The 18,186-nt window shown below is 65.0% G+C and carries 19 protein-coding genes; 12 read left to right on the forward strand and 7 right to left on the reverse strand.

The annotated features are described in order from the left end of the window. The first annotated feature begins 115 nt into the window (after window positions 1-115). Window positions 116-1,279: an alkane 1-monooxygenase gene (locus ACU8YE_RS03335; RefSeq protein ID WP_232039878.1), complete on the forward strand. Its 1,164-nt coding sequence runs from the start codon at window positions 116-118 to the stop codon at window positions 1,277-1,279. A gap of 9 nt (window positions 1,280-1,288) precedes the next feature. Here ACU8YE_RS03335 and ACU8YE_RS03340 read toward each other — a convergent pair whose 3' ends face one another. Continuing rightward, window positions 1,289-1,552: a cupin domain-containing protein gene (locus tag ACU8YE_RS03340; RefSeq protein ID WP_260801455.1), complete on the reverse strand. Its 264-nt coding sequence runs from the start codon at window positions 1,550-1,552 to the stop codon at window positions 1,289-1,291. Window positions 1,553-1,778: 226 nt separating this feature from the next. On the opposite strand from ACU8YE_RS03340, the gene ACU8YE_RS03345 reads away from it, so the two are divergent. From ACU8YE_RS03345 to ACU8YE_RS03355, 3 genes are all read left to right on the forward strand, one after another. After that, the gene (locus ACU8YE_RS03345; RefSeq protein WP_446928092.1) at window positions 1,779-2,678 is read left to right on the forward strand and encodes a helix-turn-helix domain-containing protein; all 900 of its coding nucleotides are present in this window, start codon (window positions 1,779-1,781) and stop codon (window positions 2,676-2,678) included. A 95-nt stretch (window positions 2,679-2,773) separates the two neighbouring features. Further along, window positions 2,774-3,664 (forward strand): NmrA family NAD(P)-binding protein, encoded by an 891-nt coding sequence (locus ACU8YE_RS03350; protein ID WP_446928093.1) that lies wholly within the window; start codon window positions 2,774-2,776, stop codon window positions 3,662-3,664. A 103-nt stretch (window positions 3,665-3,767) separates the two neighbouring features. Beyond that, a complete protein-coding gene (locus ACU8YE_RS03355; RefSeq protein WP_260773037.1) occupies window positions 3,768-4,289 on the forward strand; it encodes a BON domain-containing protein in 522 nt (173 codons plus the stop codon). A 33-nt stretch (window positions 4,290-4,322) separates the two neighbouring features. Here ACU8YE_RS03355 and ACU8YE_RS03360 read toward each other — a convergent pair whose 3' ends face one another. Beyond that, window positions 4,323-4,802: a YbhB/YbcL family Raf kinase inhibitor-like protein gene (locus tag ACU8YE_RS03360; protein WP_446928094.1), complete on the reverse strand. Its 480-nt coding sequence runs from the start codon at window positions 4,800-4,802 to the stop codon at window positions 4,323-4,325. A 222-nt stretch (window positions 4,803-5,024) separates the two neighbouring features. After that, a complete protein-coding gene (locus ACU8YE_RS03365; protein WP_024978500.1) occupies window positions 5,025-5,387 on the reverse strand; it encodes a DUF1304 domain-containing protein in 363 nt (120 codons plus the stop codon). A 184-nt stretch (window positions 5,388-5,571) separates the two neighbouring features. On the opposite strand from ACU8YE_RS03365, the gene ACU8YE_RS03370 reads away from it, so the two are divergent. Then, window positions 5,572-6,288 (forward strand): dienelactone hydrolase family protein, encoded by a 717-nt coding sequence (locus ACU8YE_RS03370; protein ID WP_316869695.1) that lies wholly within the window; start codon window positions 5,572-5,574, stop codon window positions 6,286-6,288. Window positions 6,289-6,708: 420 nt separating this feature from the next. Further along, entirely contained in the window at window positions 6,709-6,981 is a 273-nt protein-coding gene (locus ACU8YE_RS03375; protein WP_343619269.1) for a hypothetical protein, read from the forward strand. 24 nt (window positions 6,982-7,005) lie between these two features. On the opposite strand, the gene ACU8YE_RS03380 is transcribed toward ACU8YE_RS03375, so the two are convergent. Beyond that, window positions 7,006-8,628 (reverse strand): FAD-dependent oxidoreductase, encoded by a 1,623-nt coding sequence (locus ACU8YE_RS03380; RefSeq protein ID WP_446928095.1) that lies wholly within the window; start codon window positions 8,626-8,628, stop codon window positions 7,006-7,008. A 13-nt stretch (window positions 8,629-8,641) separates the two neighbouring features. Continuing rightward, window positions 8,642-10,219 carry a polyamine aminopropyltransferase gene (locus ACU8YE_RS03385; protein WP_343619267.1) on the reverse strand — a complete coding sequence of 526 codons (1,578 nt, stop codon included), beginning with the start codon at window positions 10,217-10,219 and terminating at the stop codon, window positions 8,642-8,644. Between the two features lie 175 nt (window positions 10,220-10,394). Between ACU8YE_RS03385 and ACU8YE_RS03390 the strand changes: the two genes are divergently transcribed. From ACU8YE_RS03390 to speD, 5 genes are all read left to right on the forward strand, one after another. After that, entirely contained in the window at window positions 10,395-10,793 is a 399-nt protein-coding gene (locus ACU8YE_RS03390; protein WP_232039867.1) for a DUF350 domain-containing protein, read from the forward strand. A 49-nt stretch (window positions 10,794-10,842) separates the two neighbouring features. Further along, window positions 10,843-11,892 carry an SPFH domain-containing protein gene (locus ACU8YE_RS03395; protein ID WP_232039866.1) on the forward strand — a complete coding sequence of 350 codons (1,050 nt, stop codon included), beginning with the start codon at window positions 10,843-10,845 and terminating at the stop codon, window positions 11,890-11,892. Between the two features lie 88 nt (window positions 11,893-11,980). Then, the gene (locus ACU8YE_RS03400) at window positions 11,981-13,429 is read left to right on the forward strand and encodes a DUF4178 domain-containing protein (protein ID WP_446928096.1); all 1,449 of its coding nucleotides are present in this window, start codon (window positions 11,981-11,983) and stop codon (window positions 13,427-13,429) included. Continuing rightward, entirely contained in the window at window positions 13,426-13,611 is a 186-nt protein-coding gene (locus ACU8YE_RS03405) for a hypothetical protein (protein ID WP_039375299.1), read from the forward strand. Before ACU8YE_RS03400 ends, ACU8YE_RS03405 begins: the two co-directional genes overlap by 4 nt. Beyond that, window positions 13,608-14,033, forward strand: coding sequence for an adenosylmethionine decarboxylase (gene speD, locus ACU8YE_RS03410; protein ID WP_316879328.1), 426 nt, complete (start codon window positions 13,608-13,610; stop codon window positions 14,031-14,033). Before ACU8YE_RS03405 ends, speD begins: the two co-directional genes overlap by 4 nt. A 1-nt stretch (window position 14,034) precedes the next feature. On the opposite strand, the gene ACU8YE_RS03415 is transcribed toward speD, so the two are convergent. Both ACU8YE_RS03415 and fumC read right to left on the reverse strand, forming a co-directional pair. After that, window positions 14,035-15,081 (reverse strand): sensor domain-containing diguanylate cyclase, encoded by a 1,047-nt coding sequence (locus ACU8YE_RS03415; protein WP_446928097.1) that lies wholly within the window; start codon window positions 15,079-15,081, stop codon window positions 14,035-14,037. Window positions 15,082-15,176: 95 nt separating this feature from the next. Then, entirely contained in the window at window positions 15,177-16,562 is a 1,386-nt protein-coding gene (gene fumC / locus ACU8YE_RS03420; RefSeq protein WP_433867858.1) for a class II fumarate hydratase, read from the reverse strand. A gap of 135 nt (window positions 16,563-16,697) precedes the next feature. Here fumC and mdtD point away from each other — a divergent pair, with 135 nt between their 5' ends. Continuing rightward, window positions 16,698-18,173: a multidrug transporter subunit MdtD gene (gene mdtD, locus ACU8YE_RS03425; RefSeq protein ID WP_316879331.1), complete on the forward strand. Its 1,476-nt coding sequence runs from the start codon at window positions 16,698-16,700 to the stop codon at window positions 18,171-18,173. Window positions 18,174-18,186 lie beyond the last annotated feature (13 nt).

Here is an 18,186-nt window from a genome sequence, read left to right on the forward strand (position 1 = left end):
CGTTGGTCTCTCCTCCTGCTGCGCCTATAACGCAAGCGTCGGGCACGACCCCGGCGGCGCACGCATGTGCGTACACAAGCCAAGCTACCCGGCGGGGCAAAACAGGAGGAAGACAATGGCAACACCCGGCATGGTCGCGTCCGTAGAATGGACCGACGGCAAGCGCTATCTCTGGATGCTCGGCGCGCTGACCATCACGCTACCCATCATCGCGGCCGTTTCGGCGCTGGCGACGGGCTGGCATCCGCTCTGGTGGGCGGGGCCGTTCATCGTGTTCACGATCATCCCGCTGCTCGATTTCCTGATCGGCGACGATCGCGATAACCCGCCTGAAGACGTCGTCCCCACGCTGGAAAAACAGCGTTACTACCGCCGCATCGTCTACCTCGCCACCACCGTGCTCTACGTGAGCTTTGCGGTGGCGATGTGGGTGCTGCGCACGTATGACCTTGCCTGGTACGACTACCTTGCGTTCGCGTTTTCGGTGGGCGTGGTGACGGGCATCTCGATCAATACCGCGCACGAGCTTGGTCACAAGACCGATGGCTTCGAGCGCTGGCTCGCAAAGATCACGCTCGCGCCCGTGGCGTATGGCCACTTCTTCGTGGAGCACAACCGCGGCCACCACGTGCGCGTGGCCACGCCGGCTGATCCGGCAAGCGCGCGCTATGGCGAGTCGTTCTGGGAGTTTCTGCCGCGCACGGTGGTGGGCAGCGTCAAATCGGCGTGGGCATTGGAGAAGCGTCGGCTGGAGCAGCAGGGCCACTCGGTCTGGTCATGGCGCAACGATGTGCTTAACGCCTGGGCGATGACGGTGGTGCTGTGGGGTGTGTGCATCGCGTTTGTTGGGCTCAAGGCGGTGCCGTTCCTGATCATCCAGGCCATCTACGGTGCATCGTTGCTGGAGGTGGTGAACTACCTGGAGCACTACGGCCTGTGCCGCCAGCAATTGCCCAGCGGCCGCTACGAGCGATGCACGCCGCAGCATTCATGGAACAGCAACCACGTGGTGACGAACCTGTTCCTGTATCAACTGCAGCGGCATGCCGATCACCACGCCAACCCGACGCGCTCATTCCAGGCGCTGCGGCATTTCGAGCACTCGCCGCAACTGCCCGCCGGTTATGCCGCGATGATCCTGATTGCCTATGTGCCGCCGCTGTGGTTTCGCGTGATGAACCCGCGCGTGGTGGCGCACTACAACGGCAACATGTCGCTGGCGAACATCAAACCGTCGATTCGCGACAAGGTGCTGGCGCAGTATCCGGCGCGCGCCTGACCTGCGGACCTAGCGCCGCGCCACCAGGTACTGCACACCCTGCGGGCCGTAGCGCTCGGTGTGCGGTGCGTTGGCGGCCAGATGGAATGTGTCGCCGGGCCGGTAGACGCGCTCGGCGCCGTCTGCGCGGATATAGATTTCTCCTTCCAGGATGAGCGCTTTCGCCTCGAACGGGTGCGTGTGCGTGTCCAGCTCGCCCGCCTCTCGCATAACGAGGACAAACTCGGTAAAGCCTTCCGCTGTCAGTGCACTGACGAATGCGTCACGGTCCATTGGCGTGTCTCCGTGTTATGGGTGCTGCCGTTTCACCATAAGCGCGGGGCACCGAAATAAAAAGACGGCCCGGAGGCCGTCGAAAATTCGGCTGTGGGGAAGCCAAATACAACGTTGGAAAGTATCTGGCTATCGGTGCTGCAAATCTAATTGATCTTTGTTATGGCAACGATAGGGGATGGGTGGGCGCAGAATGTCGTGGCGCCACCGGATTCCTGAGCCCGCCATGAACGCCATCACGCCCGCTGTCATGCTTGAACCCGCTCCAGTCAGCCTGCGCTCCAGCGAGGGGCTCGGCTGGGACGGCTTTGCCGCCACACTGCTCGGCATCCGGCCCGGCACGTACCGGGTGCCCGCCATGGCGCAGCACCGCGTTACCGTGCATGTCGGCGCGCCTGTGCGGGCGAACTGCGTATGCGACGGCCGCCGTTATTCGGGCATCCAGGCGCCCGGTGATGCGAACGTGATTCCGGCTGGCCTGCCTGGCATGTGGACGGACGATACCGACTGCCGGATTCTGCGCATCGCCATCACCGATACGTTTGTGCGCCGCATCGGCGAACAGGTGGGTGCACCGGCAGACATCACGCCCCGTCTGCAATGGCGCGATGCGCGCGTGCGGCATCTTGCCGCGGCGCTGGGGGCCGAGCTGGAGGCGGAAGATACCTCCGATGCGTTGTATGCGGAAAGCCTGTGTACGGCGCTGGTCGTCCGACTGCTGCGCGGCAGTCACGATGCGGCCGAGGGGGCAGCCAACAGTGCTCGCATGCTGGCGCCCCGCGTGGCTGCACGCGTGATCGACTACATCGAAGCCCACCTGCACCAGCGCCTGATGCTGGCCGATCTGGCAGCGCAGGCTGGCTTGAGCGTGCCGCATTTCAACGTGCTGTTTCGTGCAACGCTGGGCGTGCCGGTGCATCGCTATGTCGTGCAGCGCCGCGTGGAGCGTGCGAAGGCGCTGCTGCTCGATGGCAGGCGCAGCGCGTCGCAGATCGCGCTCGAGGTTGGCTTCGCGCACCAGAGCCATATGACGCAGTGGATGCAGCGGCTGCTTGGTGTGGGCCCGCGTGATGTCGTTCGCGCGGGCAAGGCTGCGGCCGCTTCGGTGGACACGCTGGCCACGTAGTCAATCCTACGAATCTGCCAGATTCCTCCGTTCCTGCAAGTTGCGTTTGCGGCGCCACCCTAAGCTCGTGCCTCCCACTTGAGAGGAGCGCGAACATGTTTGTCATCTTTGGGGCGTCGGGCAAAGTCGGCGGCGTCACCGCCAGGGCGCTACGCAACGCGGGTCGGCCCGTGCGCGCGGTGGTCCGCCATGCCCGGCAAGGCGAGGTGCTGGCCAAGCTCGGCTGCGACATTGCGATTGCCGACCTGACAGATCCGGCTTCGGTCGCATCGGCCATCAAGGGCGCCACGGCCGTGCAGATGCTGTGTCCGGTGCCAGTGCGTGATGCGGACCCAGCGTCGACCATGGAGCGCATGGTCGACGTGGCCGCCGATGCGCTGCGCGCCAACCCGCCCCCGGCTGTCCTGGCCCTGTCGGACTACGGCGCTGAACTGGACCGGGGCACTGGCCTGACGCGGTTGTTTCATCTGCTGGAAGAGCGGCTCAAGCCGCTGGCGACCCATCTGACGCTGCTGCGTTCAGCAGAGCACGCGCAGAACTGGGCGGCGATGCTGCCCGTCATGCTGGCGACGGGGCGGCTGCCCAGCCTGCATCAACCATTGGATCGCGCATTTGCGACGGTCGCCACGCAAGACGTTGGTGCGCTGGCCGCCGAGTTGTTGCTGGAAGGGCCATCGGGCAAGACGCTGCGCATCGTCAGCGTGGAAGGCCCGCGCCGCGTGAGCCTGGTCGACGTGGCACGCGCGTTTGGCGCCGTCGTAGGCCGCGAGATTGTTGCCGATGCACTGCCGCGCACCGCTTGGGCGCCGATGCTGCAACGCGCCGGTCTGAGCCCGAACCATGTACAGCTCATCACCGAACTGTACGACGCGGTCAACGCTGGGCAGATCGACGTAGAGAAGGGCTTATCCGAGCAGCGTTTCGGCAAGACCGAGCTGCATGCTGTGTTTGCCTCGATGCTCGCGGCACACGTGCAGTCCAGATAAGTTGGGGAGTCGCCCGGTGCGCCTGGATGGTCCGCCGCTTTGCGCCTATCCTTCGCAGCATTGCTCAAGCCGACGCCCCCGTGCGGGCGAGGAGGCCACCGTGATGATTTCCGCACGCTGTCTTGTCCTGGCGCTGCTGCTGGCTGCGCCGGCCACCCACGCTGAAGACGATCTGCAGAACCGGGGTCACGACCCGTTCTTCCAGATATCGTCAGGCGTAGCCAACTGCCCTGAGCCGGCCGGCCCGCGCATCACCGAGGCGGAATGGAAGCGCGATTCGCACCACCGCATCGAGCACGGCAACCATTGTTGGCTGGAAGGGCGCTGCCGCCAGTTCAACTCCTTCGCGTACGACGATGAGATTGCCGAGACTGCGAAGCGGCGCCTGCAATGGATGTCGATCCATGTGCCGGGATGGAAGCAGAACACCACGCTGTGGGTGACGATATGGGAGCGGTGGATGCTGGTGCAGGGCTGCGTGGCGCCGGGTTATGCGCTGGCGCCGTTCATGACCGCCCTACATGACGTGCCCGATGTCGAACGCTTCATCAACCAGACAACGGCACACCCGGAGCGGGGCGTGCCGTATGCGCTGTTTCGCCAGGGCGCGGTTGCCAAGCCTTGAGAGGCAGCCTGCCTCAACTTCCGACGAATCGGCTCAGTGGTCGTGCTTCTGATACGTGCCGACAAGTTCGGCTTCAGCCAGCACATGGCCGCGCATGGCCCGCTCCAGCTCGGCCTGGGTAGGTGCGCCAAGCTCCGGCAGTTCCACATTCAGCGCGTAGAGCTTGTGGTAGTAGCGATGGCGCCCGACGGGCGGGCAGGGGCCGCCGTATGCGGTGCGCTTCCAGTCGTTGTTGCCGGGGCGTGCGCCGGGAGGCAGCCCCTTGCGCGACGCGTCTTCCGACAGCGAAGTCGTGGCGGGCGGGATGTTGTAGAGCACCCAGTGGACCCACGTCATCTTTGGTGCGGCGGGGTCGGGGGCGTCGGGGTCATCGACAATCAATGCCAGGCTGCGTGTGCCGGCCGGAGCGCCGGCCCATGCGAGCGGAGGCGATGTATCCGCGCCTTCACATGTGAGGCGGCTGGGGATTTCGCCGCCGGCGGCAAAGGCCGGAGAGGTCAAGGTGAGCGTCATGGCGTTCCTCACTTGAGCGGAGACGGGAGGGCCCCACACCAGGGTTGCCAGCAGCAGCGCCCGGCCCAGTATTCGGAGCGTCCGACAATCTGCAGGCGGCATATGCAGGACCCGGTTGGCGAGAGCGCATCTAATGCGCTCCTGACTTCTTTCAAGCTAGTGCGCAGCGGCGAGGCAGACAAGCATTGCAGCCGTCGCTTCAGCGCTCAACGCCCCACGCCTTTAGGCGAACCACCCCAGCACCAACGCCGCCACAGCCGGCACGGTCTGCACGAAAAGAATCCGCTTGTTGACGGTAATGGCGCCCCAGATGCCGGCCACCGCCACGCAGATCAGCCCGAACAGCGCGAACGACGCGTTGACGGTCGGGTCTGGCGCCACCAGCCCAATCACCAGCGCAGCCACCAGAAAGCCGTTGTACAGGCCCTGGTTGGACGCCATGGCTGCGGTTTCAGCGGCTTTCTCGGGCGTCATGCCGAAGACCTTGGGCCCGCGCGTTTTCCAGAGCACCATTTCCAGCACAACGATATAGACGTGAATCAGCAATACGAGCAGGTAGGCGATGAGGCCGAGGGTTTTGATCATGGGTGGCAATCCGGATGTGAACGTGCCGCCATGATAGAGACTTTGCGCCGCGTATCGGCACCCTGAGGGAGGGGTATCGGCAGGGCAGAGGGGCACGCAGCCCATTCCCGCTGAGGCACCGCCTGCAAATTTCATCTGGCAGGACTATCCTGTGCGTTTTCGTTCCAGGCAGAGGAGCCATCGCATGACTGCATCGCAAGGATCCATGATCTCGTTCAAGCGCCCAGACGGGCAGGACGTCCAGGGCTATCTGGCCAAGCCGGCCAAGGCGGAAGGCGCCCCGGGCATCGTCGTCATCCAGGAGTGGTGGGGCTTGAACGACCAGATTCGCGGCGTGGCGGACCGCCTCGCGCGCGCGGGCTACGTGGCCCTGGTGCCCGATCTCTATCGCGGCAAGATGACGGTTGAAGAGGAGGAAGCCCACCACTTGATGACCAACCTCAATTTTGGCGACGCGGCCACGCAGGACGTGCGCGGTGCAGTGCAATACCTCAAGCAGACCTGCGACCGCGTGGGCGTGACGGGCTACTGCATGGGCGGTGCGCTGACACTGCTGACGCTGTGTAACGTGCCGGAAGCGGATGCCGGCGTGGTCTGGTACGGCTACCCCCCGCTGGAATACATCGACGCCTCGAAGATCAAGGTGCCGGTGCAGGGTCACTGGGGCACGCAAGACAACGCCTTCAAGATCGAGGGCGTTGATGCACTGGAAAAGAAGCTCGTCGATGCCGGCGTCGATGTGGACTTCCACCGCTATCTCGCGCACCACGCGTTCGCCAATGAAACGGCCGTGGGCGAGAACCGCATCGCCATCACGCAGTACGACCCGGTGTGGGCCGAACATGCGTGGGACCGCGCGCTGACGTTCTTCGGCCGTACGCTCTGGTCTCGTCAGGGGTAAGCGCACACAGAACGGCGGGATTGGCGGTACGGCGCGATCACGAAATGCTGCAATTTCGCATGTGGGCCGCGCTGTTGCCGCCGCTATAATTCACGGCGCTGCCGCACCAACGGCAGCTGGGTTTAGCAGCCTATTCTTACCGTATGGCCGGACGGCCGCCTCGGGCGGCTTTTTTACGTCCGTGCTCGCGCACGCTTGTACCACGGCGGGCCGGGCAGGGGACCTTCGGGTCGCCGGCGTCCTACGGGCCGGTCTGCTAACCCTGTCGTCGGGCCCGCCACCCTCGTTTAGCAGCGACTAGTCGGGCCTTTTGCAATCCGTAGGAGGCTCCATGACTGTTGTATTCAGCGGGCGTCGCCCCGCGTCTTTTCCTTCCCCGCCTTGGCTGTGCCCCGTTCCGTTGCGATCCGGGAGCCGCCCATGACACTCACCAAACGCCGCGTCTACCTTGATGGTGCGCTCGAAGCGCGAGCCTTCCTCTGCCGAACGCAGGCCTATGTGCGCGAGTTCAGGCAGCATCGGCCACGCCTCTTGCGGCAGCAACTGATGCAGTACACGGGCAGCGGGTATCCGCCCGCGTTTGCGCGCGGGTTTGTCGACATGATCGGCGCATACGTGTCGCTGGCCCTTGAGCGCAGCGATATCGATCCGGCCGCGTGGGATCTGATGGCCGAGGTTGAGCGGTTGCGCTGAACGTCCTGCGGCGGCGCCAGGAAATCAGCCGGCCAGAATGCGCCGCGCCGCGCGATCCCCCCACCACGCCGCTTCTTCAAAAACCGAATAGCCGGACAGGTCCGCATGCGCGTAGTGGATCGGCCCGGCGCTCTCACGCAGGCGCGCAATGTTTGGCCGCGAGAGAAAGCCCGGTGTGGGAATTGCCATCGCGTGGCCGCGCAGTGTCAGGTCTGCCCGGCGGATCTGCGTGCGCAGGCGAATGCCGTACACCCTATCCAGATCGGCCAACGCGCGATCGAGCAGCGCTTGCGGCGATGCCTTCAGCAGCCATTCACGTGCCGCCTTGGGCATCATGTCCGACAGCGCCACGTAGGCCGTGAAGACGCTCTGCGCGGGCGGCCCGACGCGAATGTCCTGGTGATTGGCCACCACGTAGCCCAGGCCGGTACCGCGATAGACCACGTTGTCCCATGCCAGCGGCGTGTCGTCGTGTTCGGGCGGAAAGCCGTCGATAAGCAGGTTGGCAAGCAGCCACGGCGCGGCTTCGGGCAACTCGGCGGCGGGCACATCAAAGCCCTCGACGATGTGCTTGGCAACGTGCAATGGCATTGCGCTGACCACGTGATCGGCCAGCAGGCGCACAACGCGACCGTCTGCCTGCAGCACATCGGCGAAGACGCGTGCGCCGGCTTCGTTCGTCCTGCCGATGCGCGCGGCGCTGCCAGGTAGCAAGCGGCCTGGCTCATTCAGTCCGGCGGCTTCGAACAGCCGCTCCGCCATCCAGTCCAGCCCCTCAGGCCACGTCAGCACGGTGCCCTGCTCGGCATTGCTCGCCATGCCGCCGCGGCTGGCGAAGTACGCAATGCCGGCCCATGCTGAGACGTGATCTGCCGTGGCGCCGTAATCGTCGCAGCAGCAGTAATCGGCGTACCAGTGCAGCGTGGCGGCGCGGTAGCCCTCGCGGTGCAGCCAGTCGCGAAAGGTCAGTGCATCGAGCGCGCGCCATGCCGGGTCTGCGGACGAAAGCGCTGTCGGCACGGCAAAGATACGGCGGCCGTCGGCGCCCTTGGTTTGGCGCAGGCTGTCGATTTGGGCAAAGAACCGTGTGTGCTCGGCGCGCTCGTCGGGCGTGATGCCCTCGTGCGGCACGAAGCCGTCTTGCCAGCGATTGCCGAGCCACAGGCGTTCATCGGGCGCGTGTACGAGCACGCGTTCGTCGTACGTCGGACGCAGCGAAAACGGGTCGCGTTCGATCACGCCAAAGTCGGCCAGCATCTCGCGCACGTGCGTCGATTCCATCGACGGCAGCGGCAGGTAATGCGCACCCGTCGGGAAGCGCTGCGTACCGAAGGCGCCACCGGCCGCATTGCCATAGCGCTCCGGGCCTTCGACGACTACCACGTCGCGCCGGCCGCTTTTTGCCAGCCGCCAAGCGCAGCTCAATCCGCCGATGCCGCTGCCGCAGATGGCCACGCCCACGCGGCGCGTTTCCGATAGTGCAGGCAACGCGCGCAAGTCGCGCAATTGGTGGCCCGCAGCCTGACCCGGCATGCGCACGTTGGGCGTGATTTCCGTAAAGGCCCGAAAGCCTGCCCACGAAGCGGCACCCGCGGCGGCCACACCGGCCGCTGCTGCACCCACCAGAAAGCTGCGTCTGCTGTTCATGATGTGTCGGTCATCAGCGCAGCACGCCGTGCCAGTCTTCTTCGAAATACCGCACCAGCGATTGGTTGTTCAGCCGGTTGGGCTCCACCTGCGGGCGCGGCATGTCGGGCGCGAAGCTGAACATCTGATGCGTGGTGTCGGCATCCAGGAAGCGTGTCGGCACGCGGTACGACGTAGGCGGCTTGAAGTCCGCGCGGCCCGGCGCGGCCAGGATGAAGCCCCATTCGCCAAACGAGGGGACCAGCGCGTGGTACGGCCACGTGCGGTAACCGGCTTCCTTCAAAGTCGCATCCACACACCAGTACGAACGCGGCGCGAAATACGGAGACGTGGCCTGAATGACGACCAGGCCCGTATCCGCCACATGGCGCGATAGCAGCCGATAGAACGGCACCGAATACAGCTTGCCGATGCTGAAGTTGGACGGGTCTGGAAAATCCACGATGGCCACGTCGAACATGTCGGTAGCGGTCTGCATCCATTGCGCGGCATCAGCGTTGACCACCGTCACGCGGGGGTCGCTGAATGCATGCTGATTGAGCGCGACGAGCGCCTCGGCGTGCGAGAACAGGTTCGTCATGCGCGGGTCCAGGTCGACCAGCGTGACGTGCTCGATCTGCGGGTACTTCAGGATCTGCCGCAGCGCGAGGCCGTCGCCGCCGCCCAGCACCAGCACGCGCCGCGCACCGCGCACGGATTCCAGCGCAGGAAGCACGAGCGCCTCGTGATAGCGGTATTCGTCGCGCGACGAAAACTGCAGGTTGCCGTTGATGTACAGCCGCAGGTCGTCTTTCCAGCGGGTGACCACCAGCCGCTGATACGGCGAGGAAATCGCATGGATGATCTCGTCGCCAAAGAGCGCACGTTCAGACCAGTGCGTGAGCTTGTCCGATGCGCCAAAGCCCGCGAGCAATGCCGCTGCCACTGCGCCGGCGCGCCACGCCATCGCCGTGCGCATGCGGGCCGAGAGCGCCAGCTCGGCACGGAAATGCCAGAGCGTCCAGACCGCAATCGCCGTATTGAACAGGCCGAACAGGAAGCCGGTGCGCACCAGCCCCAGGCGCGGCGCCAGCACCAGCGGAAACAGCAGCGACACGGCCAGCGCGCCGAGGTAATCGAACGTCAGCACGCGGCTGACGAGATCGGAGAACTTGGCCTGCCGCCGATGCAGCATGCGCATCACCAGCGGGATCTCCATGCCGACCAGCACGCCGATCACCGTAACCAGCGCATACAGCACCAGCCGGAACGGCGCCGACTCCAGTGCAAACAACGCAAACAATGCCGCCGCAGACACGCCGCCAAACAGCCCGACCAGCAATTCCAGATCGACAAAGCGGGCGAGCAGCGCGTCGTCGGCCACGTAGCGTGAGAGCCACGAGCCGATTCCCATGGCAAACAGATAGGCGCCGATGATGGAAGAGAACTGCAGGATGGAATCACCCAGCAGGTACGAAGCCAGTGCCCCGGCAATCAATTCGTACGCCAGCCCGCATGAGGCCACCACGAAGACGGCGAGGACCAGCAAGGCATTGCCGCGGCCCGCAGGCTGCGTGGGTTCGTATGTGGCGTCAGGCTGCGGCGTCGACATGCTGCGAAGGTGAAAAATGAAGGGGCGTTAACAAACGGCGGATGCCAAGGCGAGCGCGATTGTGCCGCCTTTTTTCCCGGCCCGCGAGCAGGCTGGTGCACGGCAGCATCGGGGGGTACGCAAGCGGCGCATCAGCCGCTATAGTGGCGCCACCTATGTACTGCACGGCCATCCCATGCCCGACATGACCGCTTCCGTGATCGCCTACGCCTCGCACCTGTTGGCGGGCGCCGTGGTGTTCTCCGGCTTCTTCTTCATCTACCTGCGCCTGACGCCGTATGACGAGGTCAAGCTGATCCGCGAAGGCAATATTGCGGCGGCGCTGTCGCTGGCAGGGGCGCTGCTCGGCTTCGTGCTCACCATCGCGTCGAGCATCACGCACGCCGATGGCCTGGTGCCCTTCCTGTTCTGGGCGGTGATGGCGTCGGTGGTGCAGCTGATCGTCTTCCTGGTGCTCACGCGGCTGATGCCCGACTACCGCTTGCAGATCGAACACAACAATATCGCCGCCGGTATGCTGTTTGGCGTGAGCGCATTGGCCGTTGGCGTGATCAACGCGGCGTGCCTGTCGTGACCTTGTCCTGATTCTTCCTGAGCCGCGAATCATCGCGAAGGAGTTTGCTGTGAGCCTGTCCAGTTTCATCAAGAAGCAGTTCATCGACATCCTGCAATGGACGGAAAGCGAAGACGGCGTGCTCGCCTGGCGCTATCCGATGCAGGACATGGAAATCCAGAACGGCGGCACCCTGGTCGTGCGCGACTCGCAGATGGCGATGTTCGTCAACGAAGGCCAGATTGCTGACGTGTTCGGTGCCGGCACCTTCAAGCTGACCACGCAGACGTTGCCCGTTCTCACGTATCTGAAGAACTGGGACAAGCTGTTCGAGTCCCCCTTCAAGTCCGACGTCTACTACTTCAGCACGCGCCAGCAGCTTGGCCGCCGCTGGGGCACGCCGCAGCCGGTGACGGTGCGCGACAAGGATTTCGGCATGGTGCGCCTGCGCGCCTTTGGCGTGTACGCCTACCATGTGGCCGATCCGAAGCTGTTCTACCAGCAGGTGAGCGGCACGCGCGACATCTACACCGTCGATGAAGTCGAGGCGCAACTCGCCCCCGTCATCATGGGTGCGATGGCCACGGCATTTGGCGAATCCGGCGTGCCGTTCCTCGACCTGGCCGCCAACCAGATGCTGATGTCGAACAAGGTGCGCGAGGCGCTGCTGCCGCAGTTCACGCAGTACGGCTTGGCGCTCGACAGCTTCCAGGTGTCCAGCGTCACGCTGCCCGACGAACTGCAGGCTGCGCTGGACCGCCGCATCAGCATGGACATGACCGGCGACATGCAGCGCTTCACGCAGTACCAGACGGCCGAATCGCTGCCGCTGGCCGCACGCAACGAAGGCGGCATCGCAGGTACGGGTGCCGGCCTGGCAGCAGGCTTGGCGATGGGCCAGGCGATGGCCGACAGCCTGCGTACGGCGGTGCAGGGTAACGCGGGTGGGGCGGCTGCTCCGGCGGCTCAACCTGCGGCTGCGGCACCGGCTGCACCCGCAGCGGACGACCCTGCCGCACGCCTGGCCAAACTCAAGGAGCTGCTCGACAAGGGCCTCATCACGCAAGCTGACTTTGACGCCGGCAAGGCTGCCGTGCTCAAGGCGCTGACCGGAGGCTGAGCTTCGGCCCGCTGATCGGATGACCGGGCGGCACCGCAAGCCGCCCGTTTTTTCTGCGCAATTTTTCGCGCAATCGAACGACCTGACCATGTTTCATGCCAACTGCCCGGCGTGTGGCGCGCCGGTGGAACTGAAGTCTGCCGCTGCCGTGATGGCGGTGTGCAGCTTCTGCAAAAGCACGCTCCTGCGCGACGGCGAGACGCTTTCCGACATCGGCAAGATGTCTGCCGTGCTGGAGGACTACGCACGCGTGCAGATCGGCACCACCGGGCGCTACAAGAGCAAGGCGTTCACAGTTGTTGGCCGTATCCAGTTGCGCTACGACGCGGGCTTCTGGAACGAGTGGTACGTGCTGTTCGACGACGGCACCGATGGCTGGCTCGCAGAAGCGTCCGGGCAGGTCACGATGACGTTCGCGCGCGGCACGCCCGCCAATGCGGTCGCGTTCGAGGCGCTGCGCCCGGGGCAGCTGTACGACGCCGAAGGCAAGCAGTTCGTGTTGTCCGACGTGCGCGAGGCCGATTGCACAGGCGGTCAGGGCGAGTTGCCGTTCCGCGTGGGCGGAGGCTGGCACGCGCGCGTGGCCGATGGCCGCCGCGAAGACGCCTTCATCACGCTGGACTATTCCGACGGCACGGCCCCCACGCTCTACGTGGGCGAGGCCACCACGCTCGACGTGCTCAAGTGCCAGCTTCTGCGCACCGACGCCGAAATCAAGGAAACCGCCGGCCGCGTCCCGCGCAAGCTCACGAATCTCGACTGCCCGCAGTGCGGCACGTCGATTCCATTCAGCCCCGGTGTGACGGGCCACGTGCTGTGCCCCGGCTGTGGTGCGGCCATCGATGCCGCCACGCCGCGCGGCGACATCATTGCGCGTGCGCGGTCGGTGCCGCAGGTCGTCACCACACTGGAGCTGGGCGACAAGGCGCTTATCGACGGCCTGCAGTGGCAGGTGATCGGCGTGATGCGCCGCGCGGTGGTCGATGGCGGTGGCGAATGGTTCGAATACCTGCTGTACACGCCCAAGCGCGGTTTCAGCTGGATGGTCGAAACTGACGACGGTTGGTTCCGCGCGAGTGTGCTCGACCGCTGGCCCACCCAGAAGGACGGCCGCACCGCGGTGCTCGACGGCAAGGTCTTTACCCGCGACGAGGACTACACCTCGCGCGTGACGTACGCTGCCGGGGCCTTCAACTGGCGCGTTCAAACGGGCGACCAGACGCGTGTGGTCGAATACACCGCCGGCGAGGAAAGCCTGGCTGCAGAGAGCGACGCGCATGAGCTGACGTGGTCCAGAAGCACGCCGGTGAGCGCCGCGCAGATCAAGGCGTGGTTCGGCAAGGTGGTGGCCGAGCCGACCAAATCTTCGTCGTCGAGCTACATGACGGTGGCGGTGGTTGCCTGCGTGCTGCTCGGTCTACTGAACCTCGTACCGTTCTTCATGGCGCCGGGCTCGGTGTTCGGTATCACGTTCTTCGCGGCGCTGCTGTTGCTCGTGCCCGCGTGGCTGGTCGCCAAGATTGGGGGCGGGGAATGAAGAACTGGTTCGTTCTCTATGCCGTGGCCGTGGTGATTGGCGCGACCTATATGGACTGGAAGGCCGGCTTTGCCGCGCCGCGCACGCCATCGTACGGCAGCAGCACGGGTGGCTCGTCTTACTGGGGCGGCTCGTCGGGCGGCAGCGGTTATGGCGGCGGCTTCAGCGGGGGCCACAAGTGACGCGCACTGACGCCGCGCTGCCTGTGGATGAAGCATCCGCCGCCGTGGGCGAGCATCTCCTGCTCGATCTGTACGGCGTGGCGCCTGCGCTGCTGCGCGATGCTGTTGCATTGGAAAGCGCGCTCCGTGATGCTGCTGGCGCGCTGGGCGCCACCATCCTGCATGCGTATCTGCATCGATTCGATTCGGTGCGCACAGGGCTGCCCGCGGGCGAGCAGGGCGGCGTGACCGGCGTGTTGCTGCTTGCTGAATCGCACCTTTCCATTCATACCTGGCCAGAACACGGCTTTGCCGCCATCGACGCGTTCATGTGCGGCACTGGCACGACGCATGCCGCGCGCGCGGTGTTCGAACGTGCGTTGGCGCCCGAACGTGTTGACGTGCGCGTCGCCCGCCGCGGCGGTGTGCCAGCGCCAGACTGACCTACACCGGCTGGCCGTCGAATATCACGCGATTGCGCCCCAGCCGTTTGGCAGCCAGCAGCGCGGCATCGGCGCGCAGGATGAGGTCGGTGGGCGTGCACAGGTTCTGCCCTGGCTCACAACTCGCCAAGCCCAGGCTGATCGTGCACCGGACGTCGGCCTCGGGCGTGCAAATCTCCAAGGACTCCACCGCGCTGCGTAAGCGCTCCGCAATGCTGGTGGCCTGGGGGGTGTTCGTGTCGGGCAGCACCACCAGAAATTCCTCGCCGCCGTAGCGGCCTACCGCATCGATGGGGCGCGAATTCACACGCAGCGTGCGAGCGATCTCAACCAATACCGTATCGCCCACGGGGTGGCCGTAGGTGTCGTTCACGCGCTTGAAGTGGTCGACGTCAACCACCAGCAGCGAAAGCGGGCGTCCATGCAGCATCGCGTGGCCGCATTCGCGCGTGAGCAGTTCCATCGCAGCGCGCCGGTTCCAGATGCTCAGCATCGGGTCGGTCAGGCTCTCATGGCGCGCCACCTGCAGCTCGGTCAGGATGGACCGCTGCGTTTCGCTCAGTTCGCGTTCGCGAAATCCCGATTCCACCCAACTCGCCAGGTCGTTGAGCAGTTGTTGCTCGGCCTGGTCGAACGCCCGTGGCTTCTGATCGATCACGCAGAGCGTGCCCACGGCGTAGCCCGCGAGGTTCCTCACGGGGCGCCCAGCGTAGAAGCGGATGTGCGGCGCGCCGGTGACGAGCGGGTTATCGGCAAAGCGGGGGTCGGCCATGGTGTCGGGAATGACCAGCATCTGGTCTTCGGCCACGGCATGTCCGCAGAACGAGATGTCCCGCGAGGTCTCACGCACGTTCAGCCCGATGCACGATTTGAACCATTGGCGCTGGGCGTCGATGAGCGACACGAGCACGATGGGGGCTTCGAACACGCGCTTGGTGGTGCGGGTCACGCGATCGAACAGTTCCTCGTCTGGCGTGGACAGCAACAGCATGTCCTGGAGGGAGGCCAGACGTTGTGCTTCGTTATCCGGAATCGGGGCGGGTTTCATGCGCAAGAGGCGCCGGTCTGGCCGGCGCGCTTGAAACGGGCAATGGAAGAGGGATAGACCAAGCTTAGCAAGCCGCGGGCCTGCGACACATCACTTTAGCGGCCGACCATGTTCTCCGGCCGCACCCACGCATCAAATTGCTCGGGCGTGACATAGCCCAGCGCCAGAGCGGCTTCGCGCAGGCTCGTGCCTTCCTTGTGGGCCTTCTTGGCGATCTGCGCCGACTTGTCGTAGCCGATATGCGGGTTGAGCGCCGTCACCAGCATCAGAGAGCGCTGCACCAACTCGTCGATACGGTCGCGGTTCGGTTCGATCCCCACGGCGCAATGGTCGTTGAAGCTGCGCATGCCGTCGGCCAGCAGGCGCACGCTGTGCAGGAAGTTGTAGGCGATCATCGGGCGGAATACGTTCAGCTCGAAGTTGCCCGACGCGCCACCCACGTTCACAGCGACATCGTTGCCGAAGACCTGTGCGCACAGCATCGTCACGGCTTCGCTTTGCGTGGGGTTGACCTTGCCGGGCATGATGGACGAGCCCGGCTCGTTCTCGGGGATGGAGATTTCGCCCAGGCCGCTACGTGGGCCGCTGGCCAGCCAGCGGATGTCGTTGGCGATCTTGGTGAGGCTGGCCGCCAGCGTTTTCAGCGCGCCGTGCGCATGCACAAGGCCATCGGCAGATGCCATGGTCTCGAACTTGTTCGGCGAGGTGATGAAGGGTAGGCCGGTCAGTTGCGCCAGTTCTGCGGCCACCTGCTCGGCGTAGCCGGCCGGGGCGTTCAGGCCTGTGCCGACAGCCGTGCCGCCCAGCGCGAGTTCGCACAGGTGTGGCAGGGCAGCGTTCAGGTGCGTTTCGTTGTGCTGCAACTGTGCCACGTAGCCGGAGAACTCCTGGCCCAGAGTGAGCGGCGTTGCGTCCTGCAGATGCGTGCGGCCGATCTTGATGATGTCGCTGAAGTCCGCGGCTTTCTTGGCGAGCGTTTCACGCAGCGTGCGCAGCGAGGGCAGCAAGTGTTGGGTGATGGCCGTCACGGCCGCCACGTGCATCGCCGTGGGGAACACGTCGTTGGACGACTGGCTGCGGTTCACGTCATCGTTCGGATGCACGAGGCGCGCTTCGCCACGCTCGCCGCCAAGCAGTTCGCTGGCGCGGTTGGCAAGCACCTCGTTCATGTTCATGTTGGTCTGCGTGCCAGAGCCTGTCTGCCAGACCACCAGCGGAAATTCATTCGGATGCTTGCCCGCGATGACTTCATCGGCGGCACCCACGATGGCGTTGGCCTTGTCTGCGGACAACAGCCCAAGACGCTGGTTGACGGTGGCGCTGGCACGTTTGATGCGGGCGAGTGCGTCGATCAACTCGCGGGGCATGCGGTCGCCCGCAATGTCGAAGTTCTGCAGCGAGCGTTGTGTCTGTGCACCCCACAGGTGGTCGGCAGGGACTTCAATGGGGCCAAAAGTGTCGCGTTCAGTACGGGTGGTCATGGCAGAAGGGCGGGCACGAGGTGACTGGGAAGAACGCTCCAGTATAGGCAGAGCCCAGTGCCCTTGTTGGCGGTAGGGCGGATACGTCAGCCTGGCCGGGTACAGCGTTTGCGGGCTGGGGCGAGGCACGCCACAATGACGGCTGCGTCGCACACCCTGCCTGTTCTGCCCCTCCGCCACATGCCCACCACGCCCTCCGCCTCCGTCGACAAATCGCTGAAACCGCTGCTCTGGCTGGTGGCGATGGGTCTGTTCATGCAGACGCTGGATTCGACCATCGTCAACACCGCACTGCCGGCCATGGCGCGCAGCCTGTCTGAAAGCCCGCTGAAGATGCAGTCGGTCATCATCGCCTACACGTTGACGACCGCCATGCTGATGCCGGCCTCGGGCTGGTTGGCCGATCGCTTCGGCACCCGAAAGATGTTCTTCGCTGCCATCTTCCTGTTCACCATCGGTTCGTTGCTCTGCGCGGAATCCCGCAGTCTGGACATGTTGATTGCTTCGCGCGTGGTGCAAGGCGTGGGCGGCGCGCTGCTGATGCCCGTGGGGCGGCTGACGGTGCTGCGCGTGGTGCCGCGCGAGCAGTTTCTGCCCGCCATGAGCTTCGTCACCATTCCGGGGCTGATCGGCCCGCTGATCGGCCCGACGCTGGGCGGCTGGCTGGTGGAGGCGGTGTCTTGGCACTGGATCTTCCTGATCAACATTCCCGTGGGCGTGATCGGCGCGCTGGTCACGCTCAAGGTGATGCCCGACGTGCACGCAGAAGACGACAACCGCTTCGACTGGTCCGGCTATCTGATGCTGGCCTTCGGCATGGCGGCGGTGTCGTTCTCGCTCGATGGGCTGTCGGAACTGGGCTTTCAGCACGCGACGGTGCTGGTGCTGCTGGTCTTCGGTCTGGCGGCGCTCACAGCGTACTGGCTGCACGCGGGGCGCGTGCCCGGGCCGCTGTTTCCGCGCACGCTGTTCGGCATTCCGAGCTTTTCCATTGGTGTGCTTGGCAACCTGTTTGCGCGCATCGGCAGCGGCGGGATGCCGTTCCTCATTCCGCTGCTGCTGCAGGTGAGCCTGGGCTACACGCCGCTGCAGGCCGGCCTGATGATGGTGCCGGTGGCTGCTGCAGGCATGGCCGCCAAGCCGTTGGGCACCTGGGCCATCAAGCGCTACGGCTATCGGCGCATGCTCTCTGTCAACACGGTCATGGTCGGCCTGATGATGGCTAGCTTTGCCGTGATGACGCCCAACGTGCCGGTGTGGCTGCGGATCGTGCAATTGGCGGTTTTCGGCACCTTCAACTCGATGCAGTTCACGGCCATGAACACGCTCACGCTCAAAGACCTGAGCGGCCCGCTGGCCAGCGCGGGCAACAGCATGCTCTCGATGGTGATGATGTTGTCGATGAGTCTGGGCGTGGCCGCAGCGGGCGCGTTGCTGACGGGCTTTACCGACTTCACCGCCGGGCCGGAGGGGCGCGACACGCTGGCTGCATTCCACAAGACGTTTGTCTGCGTGGGTGTCATGACGTGTGCGGCCGCGTGGATCTTCGCGCAGCTCTCGCGCTTTGAGTCAACGCACGTCGTCAAGCGGCCCGAGATGGAAGTGCATTGACGGCGTGCTTCGG

It is taken from the genome of Ralstonia sp. VS2407, assembly GCF_052950655.1.